Origin of the sequence: Serratia sp. T13T92, from assembly GCF_047530105.1 — a bacterium.
In the GTDB taxonomy this organism is placed as follows: Bacteria; Pseudomonadota; Gammaproteobacteria; order Enterobacterales; family Enterobacteriaceae; genus Chania; species Chania fonticola.
The window spans coordinates 37,241-49,080 of the sequence record NZ_JBLJAK010000036.1 but is presented as its reverse complement, the minus strand read 5'-3'; the positions used below and the strand labels follow the sequence as shown (position 1 = coordinate 49,080).

Genomic DNA, 11,840 nt, shown 5'->3' with positions numbered 1-11,840 from the left:
GTGCGGCGATGCGAAAACTGCTGCAACTGGCCTATGGTGTGGTGAAATCAGGAAAGACATTTAATGCGGAAATACCGCTTGCCGGATAGCCGACAAGACGGTATCTCTCCCACAGGGAGAGGGAGCTATTAGCCCCTGCTCTTGTGGAAATAAAGAGGTCATCTCAGCAAACTCGATCGGTCCCAAAAAGGAGAGGGAACTATTAGCCCCTGCTCTTTTGGAAGTAAAGAGATGATCTTAGCAATGGAGGTCGCTTCTGCAACCAAGGTGAATCAACGGGTACTCATGAAGAGTCACGATCCTATTTTGGTCGTAAATAGGTCATTTCAGCAACTGCGATCGCACCTTCATCCAAGGTGAATCAGCAGGTGATCATGAAGGATCACGATACTTTCAGCCCACTCGATCGGTTCCCTCTCCCTGTGGGAGAGGGTTAGGGTGAGGGGTATCTTTTTAATTCAACACGCGAGAACGGATAACCTCGGCAATACCCGGCTGCAGGTGATCGGCAATCACCAGATCCGCTCGTTCCTTGATGGCATTATCGGCATTACCCATGGCAACGCCCAGCCCAACGGCTTCAAGCATGCTCAGGTCGTTGTAGTTGTCACCAAAGGCGACCACCTGATCCATGCTCAACCCCTGTGACTCCACCCATTGCTGCAGGCGTTTGCCCTTGCTGTTACCGCCTTTGGCAATGTCTACCTGATCGTGCCAGGACCATTCACAGGCCAGACCCAGCTCTTTTTCTACCATTTCGGCAAAGCTGCGCAGCGCTGGGAGATCGCTATGTGACGTGGCAAACTTCCAGATAGCCTGCGCGTCATCCGCCGCCTGCATCAGGCTGTTGACCTGCAACAACGTTGGGCGCTGGGCTACCGGCAAAGTCTCTGACCAGGCCAGCGAACGGATCACATGACCGCTTGTCTCCTGATAAAGCATGGCGTCGTCAACATACATCAGGCCGTGAATATCGTTTTGCTTGAGCAGTTGCAGTACCTGCTTGGCCTGCTCTTTTGCCAGCGGATCGGAAGCCAGTACCTTTTTCTGCTGGAAGTCGTACAGATAGGTGCCGTTACAACAAATGGCTGGCGTATCGATTTGCAGTGCCTGATAAAACGGATGGATAGCCACGTGATGGCGGCCGGTGACCACCACGACTTTCACCCCGGCGGCACGGGCTTCCTCCAGTGCGGCCAGCGACTGCGGTAAGATACGTTTCTGGTTGTCTAGCAAAGTGCCGTCTAAATCGAGGGCAATAACACGGTAGCTCATAGCGGTCTCATTATAGTTAGCAAGAAAATTACCTCGATGGTACACCGGATAACCGTTCGATAAAACTGCGTAACCTGCCAGGGTTGCCATGTCACAAATGTCGCGTAAGCTAGAACAAACTGAAACCGGTTACCCTTTCTCATTAAGGAGAGCAAATGAAGCAAATCGTTTATGTCGCCAGCCCGGAGAGCCAGCAGATCCACGTGTGGCAGTTAGACGACAAGGGCGCACTGGCGCTGCTGCAAACGGTCGAGGTCGCGGGGCAGGTACAGCCGATGGCGATCCACCCGGACAAGACTCATCTGTATGTTGGTGTGCGTCCGGCGTTTGGCATTGTCAGCTACCGTATCGCGGAAGATGGCACGTTGCATGAGGCTGGGATGGCACCACTGCCAGGCAGCCCAACCCATATTTCCACCGATTTGCAGGGCCGTTATCTGTTCTCCGCCTCTTACAGCGGCAACTGTGCCAGCATCAGCCCGATTGGCCATGATGGTGTGGTGCTTGCGCCTACCCAGCAGATCGATGGCCTGACCGCGCCGCATTCGGCCAATATTGACCCGACCAATCAATTGCTGCTGGTGCCGTGCCTGAAAGAAGACCGCATCCGCCTGTTCAATCTGAGCCAGCAGGGCCAACTGACGCCACACGGCCAAGAGGCCGTAGCAACGGCAAGCGGAGCAGGCCCTCGCCATATGGCATTCCATGGCAACGATAAATTCGCTTACTGCGTCAATGAATTGGATGGCACGGTGGACGTGTTCGCCATCGAAGCCAACGGTGGCAAATATACGCTGGTGCAAAGCCTGGATATGATGCCTGCGGATTTCACCGGCACGCGTTGGGCGGCGGATATCCACCTCACGCCAAACGGCCGTTTCCTGTATACCAGCGATCGCACCGCCAGCATTTTAACCGTATTCAGCGTGTCGGAAGATGGCGGCAAGATTGCGGTGGTTGGCCACCATGCCACAGAAGAACAGCCACGCGGTTTCAACATCGATCACAGTGGTCGCTTCGTGATTGCGGCAGGGCAGAAATCTGGCCATATTGGCGTGTATCAGATTGACCAAGACAGCGGCGAGCTGACGGACCTGGCGCGTTACCCGGTGGGCAAAGGCCCAATGTGGGTGAGCGTGCTGGCAAAATAGTGGGTTAAAAATCGGGGCGAAGTGCTCCGCCCCTCAACGTTTCTCAGTTGTATTTTACCGTCAACGTCGCTTTGCCAAGGCTATGGAAGTGGATGTTAAAACCGACCATAGCGCCGCTCGCCTCTGCATCCACTGGAATGTTTTCCACGTCCAATGCATGCACGGTGAACTGATAACGATGGCTTTCACCCTGCGGCGGAGCCGCGCCACCGTAACCGGCCTTACCGAAATCGGTACGGGTTTGCACTGAGCCTGCGGGTAGCCCCGGTTTGCCGGAACCTGCACCTTGCGGCAGTTCATGTACGTTTGCCGGGATATTGGCGACGACCCAATGCCACCAGCCGGAGCCGGTAGGGGCATCGGGATCGTAAACCGTGATGGCAAAGCTCTTGGTGCCCGCCGGTGCATCTTCCCAGGCCAGATGAGGGGAGAGGTTATCCCCGTGGTAGCCCATGCCGTTAAATACCTGCCGTTCAGGCATTTTTGCGCCGTCTTGCAGATCGTTGCTGTACAAACGAAAAGCCATAATGACTCCCAGTTGTCTAAAATACCGAACCCCTAAGCTAGATCGGTTTGCCGCCACAATACAACCTTAAAACCGTTACTCCACCGCTGCGGCGATTGCTGCCGTAAGCCGAGTGAGCTGTTCTGGCGAAATGATATAAGGCGGCATCAGGTAGATCAGTTTACCGAACGGCCGGATCCACACGCCGCGTTCGACAAATCCGAGTTGCAGCAACGCCACATCCACCGGCTGATGCATCTCCACCACGCCAATTGCCCCAAGCACCCGCACGTCGGCCACCTTGGGTGATGCCACCAGCGGTAAGAGTTGCTGTTTAAGCTGTGTTTCAATAGCGGCGACCTGATGTTGCCAGTGATTTTCCTCCAGCAAGGTCAGGCTGGCGCAGGCGACGGCGCAGGCCAGCGGGTTGCCCATAAAGGTTGGCCCATGCATAAAGCAGCCTGCGGCCCCGTTACTGATCGTTTCTGCGATGTGGCGCGTGGTCAGGGTGGCGGAAAGGGTCATATAGCCACCGGTTAGCGCTTTGCCCAGGCAAAGAATATCCGGCACCACGTCGGCATGTTCACAGGCAAACAGTTTGCCAGTGCGGCCAAAACCGGTGGCGATCTCGTCGGCAATCAGCAGGATTTGGTAGCGATCGCATAGCTCCCGCACGCGTTGCAGATAGGTTGGATGATAGATCCGCATCCCACCGGCTCCTTGCACCACTGGCTCCAGGATCACCGCGGCTATTTCCCCGGCGTGCTGCTCCAGTAATTCGGCAAACGGCACAATGTCCTGTTCGTCCCAAGGCTGGTCAAAACGGCACTGCGGCGCGGTGGCAAACAGGTGGGTGGCCAAATAGCCCTGATACAGGCTATGCATGGAGTTGTCCGGATCGCAGACCGACATCGCGCCAAAGGTATCGCCGTGATAGCCATGGCGTAAGGTCAGAATGCGTTGCCGCCGTTCACCACGGGCCTGCCAATATTGCAGCGCCATCTTTAACGCCACTTCGACCGCCACCGATCCAGAGTCTGCCAGGAATACGCACTGCAAAGCTTCCGGGGTCATCGCTACCAGCTTGCGACACAGTTCAATAGCGGCGGGATGAGTGATGCCACCGAACATCACGTGCGACATTTTTTCCAACTGCTGTACGGCTGCCTGATTCAACTGTGGATGATTGTAACCGTGGATCGCCGCCCACCAGGAAGACATGCCATCCACCAGTAGGCGGCCATCGTCCAGTTGCAGCTCGACGCCGCTGGCGGACACCACCGGATAGCAAGGCAAGGGCTGGGTCATGGAGGTGTAAGGGTGCCAGATGTGGCGTCGATCGAATTCAATATCGTAGGGAGAAACAGACATTAACCGTAAACCAAATTTTAACAGAATGGTTGACAGTATAATCGCAAACTCTACACTGACGACACTTTTTTCCCTTTTGGAGACGCCGTAAATGGCCGACCGCATTCGCTGGACAGTGGGGCAAGCCCAGGCCCTGTTTGATAAACCCTTACTCGAACTGCTGTTCGAAGCACAGACCGTTCACCGCCAACATTTTGATCCGCAACAGGTGCAGGTCAGCACGCTGCTGTCGATCAAAACCGGTGCCTGCCCGGAAGACTGTAAGTACTGCCCGCAAAGTTCGCGCTACAAAACCGGCCTGGAATCCGAGCGGCTGATGCAGGTGGAACAGGTGCTGGAATCGGCGCGCAAGGCCAAAGCGGCCGGTTCGAGCCGTTTCTGTATGGGGGCCGCCTGGAAAAACCCGCACGAGCGCGATATGCCTTATCTGCAACAGATGGTGCAGGGCGTCAAGGCGATGGGGATGGAAACCTGCATGACGCTGGGCACGCTGGATGGCGCGCAGGCAGAACGGCTGGCCGAAGCGGGGCTGGATTATTACAACCATAACCTGGACACCTCACCAGAATTCTACGGCAATATCATCACCACCCGCAGCTATCAGGAACGTCTGGATACCCTGGATAAGGTGCGTAACGCCGGGATCAAAGTGTGCTCTGGTGGGATTGTCGGGCTGGGCGAAACGGTGCGTGACCGCGCGGGGCTGTTGGTGCAACTGGCCAATCTGCCCAAGCCGCCGGAGAGCGTGCCGATCAATATGCTGGTGAAGGTGAAAGGTACGCCATTGGCCGATAATGACGACGTCGATCCGTTCGACTTTATCCGCACCATTGCCATTGCCCGCATCATGATGCCGACGTCCTATGTCCGCCTGTCGGCAGGCCGTGAACAGATGAGCGAGCAAACTCAGGCGATGTGCTTTATGGCCGGGGCCAACTCCATCTTCTATGGCTGCAAATTGCTGACCACGCCCAATCCGGAAGAGGACAAGGATCTGCAACTGTTCCGCAAGCTGGGCCTGAATCCGCAGCAAACCGCCACCGAACAGGGTGACAATCAGCAGCAGCAGGTGCTGACCGAGCAGTTGCTGCACGCCGATACCGCTGAATTCTACAACGCGGCGCTGTAATGAGCTGGCAGCAACGGATCGAACAGGCGCTGGAGGAGCGGCGAGGAGCAGCCGCTTATCGCCAACGGCAGGTGAATCAAGGCGGTAATGGCCGCTATCTGCAACTCGACGGCCAGCGCTATGTGAATTTTTCCGGTAACGACTATCTGGGCCTGAGCCAACATCCTGAGGTGATCGCCGCCTGGCAGCAGGGGGCACAGCGCTACGGTGTGGGTAGTGGCGGTTCCGGTCACGTCACCGGTTTTTGCCATGCTCATCATGAGCTGGAGCAGCAACTGGCAGAGTGGCTAGGCTACCCGCGGGCGCTGCTGTTTATTTCCGGCTACGCGGCCAATCAGGCATTGCTGGCGGCCCTGATGCAGGCCGACGATCGCATTCTGGCGGATAAGCTCAGCCACGCCTCTATATTGGAAGCGGCCACTCACTCACCGGCACAACTGCGGCGCTTTCGGCATAACCAGCCCCAGGCATTGGCCACCTTGCTGCAAAAAACCTGTGCAGGCCAACAGTTGGCGATCACCGAAGGGGTGTTCAGCATGGACGGTGATAGCGCACCGTTGGCCGAACTACATCGGTTGACGCAGCAAGCAGGTGCCTGGCTGATGGTGGATGATGCGCACGGCATTGGCGTACGTGGCGAGCAGGGGCGCGGCAGTTGCTGGCAGCAAGGTGTACGCCCGGAAGTGCTGGTCGTCACCTTTGGCAAGGCATTCGGCGTCAGCGGCGCGGCGATCCTCTGCGATGAACCGTTGGCGGAATATCTGCTGCAGTTCGCCCGCCATCTGATTTACAGCACTGCGATGCCGCCCGCCCAAGCCTGTGCCTTGCAAGCGGCGTTAAGCTGTATTCAGCAAGGGGATGAACTACGTAGTCGGCTGCAAAAACACATCCAGCATTTTCGTGCCGGGGTGGCGGGTCTGCCGTTAACGCTAACCGCGTCGGATACCGCTATCCAACCGTTGCTGGTGGGAGATAACCAACAGGCGCTGGATTTGGCGCAGCGCCTGCGAGAGCAGGGATTGTGGGTCAGCGCCATCCGTCCGCCGACGGTGCCGCCGGGGGGGGCGCGGTTACGTATTACGCTCACTGCGGCACACCAACCGCAGGATATCGATCGCCTGCTGGAGGTACTGCATGACGTCTGCCATTGATACGGTGAACAAGCAGGCGGTGGCCGCCGCCTTCAGCCGGGCAGCGGCGAGTTACGATACCGCAGCGGTGCTGCAGCGGGAGGTTGGTGAACGCTTACTGGGGATGGGGCTGTCTCATCCTGGCCAACAGGTATTGGATGCCGGTTGCGGCACGGGCTATTTCAGCCGTCGTTGGCGCGAGCAGGGCAAGCAGGTCAGCGCGCTGGATCTGGCTCCGGGCATGCTGGCTTTTGCCCGCCAGCAGCAAGCGGCGGATCGCTATCTGCTGGGGGATATCGAACACATCCCTTTGCCGACCGCCTCGGTGGATATCTGTTTTAGCAGCCTGGTGGTGCAGTGGTGCAGCGATCTGCCTCTGGCATTGGCTGAGTTGTATCGGGTGACGCGGCCCGGTGGACTGATCCTGTTTTCTACTTTGGTACAAGGGGCTTTACACGAGTTAGGCGACGCCTGGCAGCAAGTCGATGGCGAGCGTCATGTTAATGACTTCCTGCCGCCAGCTAACATCGCCGCCGCCTGTCATCCCTATCGGCACCAGCTTACGGCAGATTGGCAAACGCTCAATTATCCCGACGTGATGACGCTGATGCGATCGCTAAAGGGCATCGGTGCGACTCATCTGCACCAAGGGCGCGAGGCTGGCCTGCTTTCCCGCCAGAGGCTTGCCGCATTGCAGGCTGCTTATCCTTGCCGGGACGGGCAGTTTCCTCTCAGTTATCATCTGGCTTATGGAGTAATTTATCGTGATTAAGCGCTGGTTCGTCACTGGAACCGACACCGAAGTGGGCAAAACCGTGGCCAGCAGCGCCTTGCTACAGGCCGCCAGCGCGGCGGGATGGCGCTGTGCTGGCTATAAACCGGTGGCGTCAGGCAGTGAGATGACCGATGAAGGATTGCGTAACGGCGATGCGCTGTCGCTGCAGAGAAACAGCAGCGTAGCGCTGGATTACGCCGTAGTGAATCCTTACACCTTTGCCGAACCGACCTCGCCGCATATCGTCAGCCAGGCCGAAGGACGGCCCATCTCGCTAACACGGCTTTCCACTGGTTTACGTCATCTTGAGCAACGTGCAGACTGGCTTTTAGTAGAGGGCGCAGGCGGTTGGTTTACGCCGCTTTCTGAGCATGAAACCTTTGCCGACTGGGTGCAGCAGGAGCAATTGCCGGTGATCCTGGTGGTGGGCATCAAGCTGGGCTGCATCAATCATGCTCTATTGACTGCGCTGGCGATCCAACAGTCAGGTTTGACTCTGGCAGGCTGGATCGCCAATGACGTCACCCTGCCGGGAAAACGACATCAAGAGTACCTTGCCACTCTTTGCCGCCTATTGCCCGCGCCCCTGTTGGGCGAGATCCCACATTTACCGCAGGTAGAGCAGCAGGCACTGGGACAGTATCTCGATTTAACCAGGTTGAACCCTTAACCTGATGGCCCACGGAGGGGCCAGAATCACTCTGTCAGATAGGTATCAATCAGCCCTTCATCCAACTGCCCCAGTGTGCCATTTGCCACGCTACGGCCTTTATCCATCAGACAGAAGCGGTCTGCCAGATGGCGGGCAAAGGGGAGTTGGTGCTCAACCAGCAAAATGGTCATGCCCAACTCCTGATTCAGCTTACGGAGCACCTGTCCGATCTCCGTCGCCAGGGAAGGTGACATACCGGCGGTGGGTTCATCCAGGATCAGCAGTTCCGGTTCCAGCATCAAAGCGCGGCCTAATGCCAACTGCTGTTGCTCACTTTGGCACAGGTCACCCGCACGGCGCATACGCATCGCCTGCAGCCGGGGGAACAGATTGTAAATGATGGGGGGCATACGGCGGACCTTGCCACGCCCGGCCAGCAAGGCCACTTGCAGGTTCTCTTCTACGCTCAGTTGGGAAAAGATTTGCCGCCCTTGTGGCACGTAACCAATGCCCAGTAACGCCCGGTTTTCTACCGGCTGTGGCAACAGGTTTTGCGGTGGCTCATCCGCCAACTGCCAGGTCATGCTGCCGCTGACGATCGGCAGGTGTCCCATGATGCAATTGATCAGCGTGGTTTTGCCCACTCCATTGCGGCCAAGCAACAGGGTGCATTGCCCACGAGGTAACTCAAGGCTGACATCACACAGCGTATGCTGTTGCCCATAATATTGGTTTACCGCCCTTAAGCTTAACATTTGGCATCTCCTCCAAGACCGATATTCACGTATGGATAACGTTGACCGCAGCAAGCGGTGTCTCTCCCGGGTGTGGAAAATGCTGTGCTGATTACCCTAATCGCGGCTCAGGCTAAAAATTGGAAAATGGCCGCTACCGGTCGTTTGGCGGCTCTAGGGGGGTTTTTGGTATGCAATGAACTTTTTCGCCGAAGATAACCGAGCTGGCTGTGGCCGGTTTTCGCCAGAATTTGCCAGTTCTTCTGCAAGGTAACGCCCCCGGATCAGGAAATGCAATTCCCAGGCCATCAGGTGTTGCGCAACAAAAAAAACGGTTTGTTACTGTTTTGTTAACTGTATTTGGGCCCGGTACGCAGGGGGCTCTGCCAGGGCCAGAAGGTTAACTTGGGCGTTTTTTGCACCGTTAGCGTGCGGCATGGCAAGCTGTTGGTGCAAGCCCTAAAGGTTGTTGCCGCAACTTGCAACCCCTGAAAAGCAAAATAGCGAAAAGAGTGTTTTCGTTATCACGGCTTTTAGCATTAATCGGCATAACCAAAGCAGAATTATTGTAAAAAAATAACTAAAAAACCGGCTCCGTTAACGTTTCATTGGGAAAAGCGTTCTTTCCGCAACTCCCGTCCCCCGTGGGGTAGTGAGAGTTATCCACTATTCCTGTGGATAACCTTGTGCATTATACTTAGAAAAGCGGTGTGAACAGAGAGCGGGCGCGGGTTGTGCGCAGGTTGTCCGCATTCTCGTCTTTTTATTAAATTAATTTAATATCAATAGGTTATTTAAAATCAAGCCAACGGATATCGTTAACGTGCCGATGGGCGGTTTTTCAGCGAAATCACGGCCAAAAGTTAATTCGTGACGCAATCTGGGGATAACAGGGTGATTGACAATAAAAATGTCATGGTATTGTCACCTTGCTGGTGCGTTCGCGCCCCGTTAACGGACGCAATAGCGTAAATCCGCTTGAAGCTGGTTTTATATCCAGTATCATGGGCACTGGCGGAAATATTCCGGTCTTTCCATAATTAGGCCGCTACCGCCTGGCCGCAAACCTGAAAGATGATGGGGATATGAGCAAACATTTCAAACTGCATTCCGAATTCAAACCGGCCGGCGATCAGCCGCAAGCCATCCAAAAGCTGGAAGAGGGCCTGGAAGACGGCCTGGCGCACCAAACGCTGCTGGGGGTGACCGGCTCGGGTAAAACCTTTACCATCGCCAATGTGATTGCCGATCTCAACCGGCCCACCATGGTGCTGGCGCCCAACAAGACCCTGGCGGCGCAGCTGTATGGCGAGATGAAAGAGTTCTTTCCCGAGAATGCGGTGGAATATTTTGTCTCCTACTACGATTACTACCAGCCAGAAGCCTATGTACCTAGCTCCGATACCTTTATCGAGAAAGATGCCTCGGTCAACGAACATATAGAACAGATGCGCCTGTCGGCCACCAAAGCGCTGCTGGAGCGGCGTGACGTAGTGGTGGTGGCTTCGGTTTCCGCCATCTACGGCCTGGGCGATCCGGATCTGTACCTGAAAATGATGCTGCACCTGACCAAGGGCATGATCATCGATCAGCGTTCAATCCTGCGCCGTCTTGCCGAGCTGCAATATACCCGCAACGATCAGGCCTTCCAGCGTGCCACCTTCCGCGTACGTGGCGAAGTGATCGACATTTTCCCGGCGGAATCGGACGAGTTGGCGCTGCGCGTTGAGCTGTTTGACGAAGAGGTCGAACGCCTGTCCCTGTTCGATCCGCTAACTGGCCAGATTGAGCAGGTGGTGCCACGCTTTACCATCTATCCCAAATCTCACTACGTTACCCCGCGTGAACGTATCGTGCAGGCGATGGAAGAGATCAAGGTGGAGCTGGCCCAGCGGCGCAAAGTGCTGCTGGAAAACAACAAGCTATTGGAAGAGCAGCGGTTGACGCAGCGTACCCAGTTCGATCTGGAGATGATGAACGAGTTGGGTTACTGCTCCGGTATCGAAAACTACTCGCGCTATCTTTCCGGGCGCGGTGAGGGCGAGCCACCGCCAACCCTGTTCGACTACCTGCCAGCAGACGGATTGCTGGTGGTAGATGAATCCCACGTCACCATCCCGCAGATTGGCGGCATGTTTAAAGGCGACCGCTCGCGTAAAGAGACGCTAGTGGAGTACGGCTTCCGTCTGCCTTCGGCGCTGGATAACCGGCCGATGCGTTTTGAAGAGTTTGCCGCTGCGGCACCGCAGACCATCTACGTGTCCGCCACGCCGGGCAAATATGAGCTGGAGAAATCCGGCAGCGATATTATCGATCAGGTGGTGCGCCCAACTGGCCTGCTGGATCCGATCGTGGAAGTGCGCCCGGTCACCACTCAGGTGGACGATCTGCTTTCCGAGATCCGTAAGCGAGTGGCCATCAATGAGCGCGTACTGGTCACCACGTTGACCAAACGCATGGCTGAAGATCTGACAGAATACCTGGAAGAGCACGGGGAACGGGTGCGTTATCTGCACTCGGACATTGATACGGTAGAACGTGTTGAAATCATCCGTGATTTGCGCCTGGGTGAGTTTGACGTGCTGGTGGGCATCAACCTGTTAAGGGAAGGCCTGGACATGCCAGAGGTGTCGCTGGTAGCGATCCTGGACGCAGACAAGGAAGGGTTCCTGCGTTCTGAGCGTTCACTGATCCAGACCATTGGCCGAGCGGCGCGTAACCTCAACGGTAAAGCGATCCTGTATGGCGACAGGATCACCGATTCCATGGCCAAGGCGATCGGCGAAACGGAACGCCGCCGTGCCAAGCAGCAGGCGCATAACGAAGCCAACGGTATCGTACCTCAGGGCCTGAACAAGAAGGTTTCGGATATTCTGCAGCTTGGGCAACCAAGCAGCCGTGGCAAGCACAAAGGGAAGGGCAAAGCGGCAGAGAGTGCGGCGCAATACCAACTGCTCACCCCCAAAGCGCTGGAGCAAAAAATCCAGGAGTTGGAGGCACAGATGTATTCTCATGCACAGAATCTGGAGTTCGAGCAGGCCGCTGCGGTGCGTGATGAAATCCACCAGCTGCGCGAGCAATTTATCGCGCTATCATAATGAACCCAAGGGGCGTGGTA

Annotated in this window: 10 protein-coding genes; 6 read left to right on the top strand and 4 right to left on the bottom strand. The window is 56.3% G+C overall.

What is annotated here, in order from left to right; translation table 11 throughout:
- Positions 1-453: 453 nt before the first annotated feature.
- On the bottom strand, positions 454-1,275 hold the full coding sequence (locus tag ACMV5I_RS23050; RefSeq protein WP_074027957.1) for a pyridoxal phosphatase: 822 nt from the start codon (positions 1,273-1,275) through the stop codon (positions 454-456).
- 155 nt (positions 1,276-1,430) lie between these two features.
- Between ACMV5I_RS23050 and pgl the strand changes: the two genes are divergently transcribed.
- Entirely contained in the window at positions 1,431-2,426 is a 996-nt protein-coding gene (pgl, locus tag ACMV5I_RS23045) for a 6-phosphogluconolactonase (protein ID WP_121606227.1), read from the top strand.
- 43 nt (positions 2,427-2,469) lie between these two features.
- Here pgl and ACMV5I_RS23040 read toward each other — a convergent pair whose 3' ends face one another.
- A complete protein-coding gene (locus tag ACMV5I_RS23040) occupies positions 2,470-2,952 on the bottom strand; it encodes a kinase inhibitor (RefSeq protein ID WP_414825327.1) in 483 nt (160 codons plus the stop codon).
- Between the two features lie 75 nt (positions 2,953-3,027).
- On the bottom strand, positions 3,028-4,302 hold the full coding sequence (bioA, locus tag ACMV5I_RS23035) for an adenosylmethionine--8-amino-7-oxononanoate transaminase (protein ID WP_414825326.1): 1,275 nt from the start codon (positions 4,300-4,302) through the stop codon (positions 3,028-3,030).
- A 91-nt stretch (positions 4,303-4,393) separates the two neighbouring features.
- Between bioA and bioB the strand changes: the two genes are divergently transcribed.
- Genes bioB through bioD form a run of 4 tightly spaced genes read left to right on the top strand, consistent with a single transcriptional unit; the run spans position 4,394 to position 8,006 of the window.
- Complete coding sequence (bioB, locus tag ACMV5I_RS23030) at positions 4,394-5,431, top strand: biotin synthase BioB (RefSeq protein WP_024530545.1); 1,038 nt, start codon at positions 4,394-4,396, stop codon at positions 5,429-5,431.
- Complete coding sequence (gene bioF / locus ACMV5I_RS23025; protein ID WP_202726989.1) at positions 5,431-6,582, top strand: 8-amino-7-oxononanoate synthase; 1,152 nt, start codon at positions 5,431-5,433, stop codon at positions 6,580-6,582. The genes bioB and bioF overlap by 1 nt, the downstream gene beginning before the upstream one ends.
- Positions 6,566-7,333 carry a malonyl-ACP O-methyltransferase BioC gene (gene bioC, locus ACMV5I_RS23020; RefSeq protein WP_414825325.1) on the top strand — a complete coding sequence of 256 codons (768 nt, stop codon included), beginning with the start codon at positions 6,566-6,568 and terminating at the stop codon, positions 7,331-7,333. The genes bioF and bioC overlap by 17 nt, the downstream gene beginning before the upstream one ends.
- Positions 7,326-8,006 carry a dethiobiotin synthase gene (gene bioD, locus ACMV5I_RS23015; RefSeq protein ID WP_202809708.1) on the top strand — a complete coding sequence of 227 codons (681 nt, stop codon included), beginning with the start codon at positions 7,326-7,328 and terminating at the stop codon, positions 8,004-8,006. Before bioC ends, bioD begins: the two co-directional genes overlap by 8 nt.
- A 26-nt stretch (positions 8,007-8,032) precedes the next feature.
- On the opposite strand, the gene ACMV5I_RS23010 is transcribed toward bioD, so the two are convergent.
- Positions 8,033-8,743, bottom strand: a complete 711-nt coding sequence (locus ACMV5I_RS23010; protein WP_414825324.1) for an ABC transporter ATP-binding protein — start codon at positions 8,741-8,743, stop codon at positions 8,033-8,035.
- Positions 8,744-9,807: 1,064 nt separating this feature from the next.
- Here ACMV5I_RS23010 and uvrB point away from each other — a divergent pair.
- Positions 9,808-11,820: an excinuclease ABC subunit UvrB gene (gene uvrB / locus ACMV5I_RS23005; protein ID WP_024483112.1), complete on the top strand. Its 2,013-nt coding sequence runs from the start codon at positions 9,808-9,810 to the stop codon at positions 11,818-11,820.
- Positions 11,821-11,840 lie beyond the last annotated feature (20 nt).

What these genes read in the sequence shown, in the direction of transcription:
- ACMV5I_RS23050 (WP_074027957.1), bottom strand. Translation starts at nt 1,275, where the DNA reads ATGAGCTACCGTGTTATTGCCCTCGATTTAGACGGCACTTTGCTAGAC.
- pgl (WP_121606227.1), top strand. Translation starts at nt 1,431, where the DNA reads ATGAAGCAAATCGTTTATGTCGCCAGCCCGGAGAGCCAGCAGATCCAC.
- ACMV5I_RS23040 (WP_414825327.1), bottom strand. Translation starts at nt 2,952, where the DNA reads ATGGCTTTTCGTTTGTACAGCAACGATCTGCAAGACGGCGCAAAAATG.
- bioA (WP_414825326.1), bottom strand. Translation starts at nt 4,302, where the DNA reads ATGTCTGTTTCTCCCTACGATATTGAATTCGATCGACGCCACATCTGG.
- bioB (WP_024530545.1), top strand. Translation starts at nt 4,394, where the DNA reads ATGGCCGACCGCATTCGCTGGACAGTGGGGCAAGCCCAGGCCCTGTTT.
- bioF (WP_202726989.1), top strand. Translation starts at nt 5,431, where the DNA reads ATGAGCTGGCAGCAACGGATCGAACAGGCGCTGGAGGAGCGGCGAGGA.
- bioC (WP_414825325.1), top strand. Translation starts at nt 6,566, where the DNA reads ATGACGTCTGCCATTGATACGGTGAACAAGCAGGCGGTGGCCGCCGCC.
- ACMV5I_RS23010 (WP_414825324.1), bottom strand. Translation starts at nt 8,743, where the DNA reads ATGTTAAGCTTAAGGGCGGTAAACCAATATTATGGGCAACAGCATACG.
- uvrB (WP_024483112.1), top strand. Translation starts at nt 9,808, where the DNA reads ATGAGCAAACATTTCAAACTGCATTCCGAATTCAAACCGGCCGGCGAT.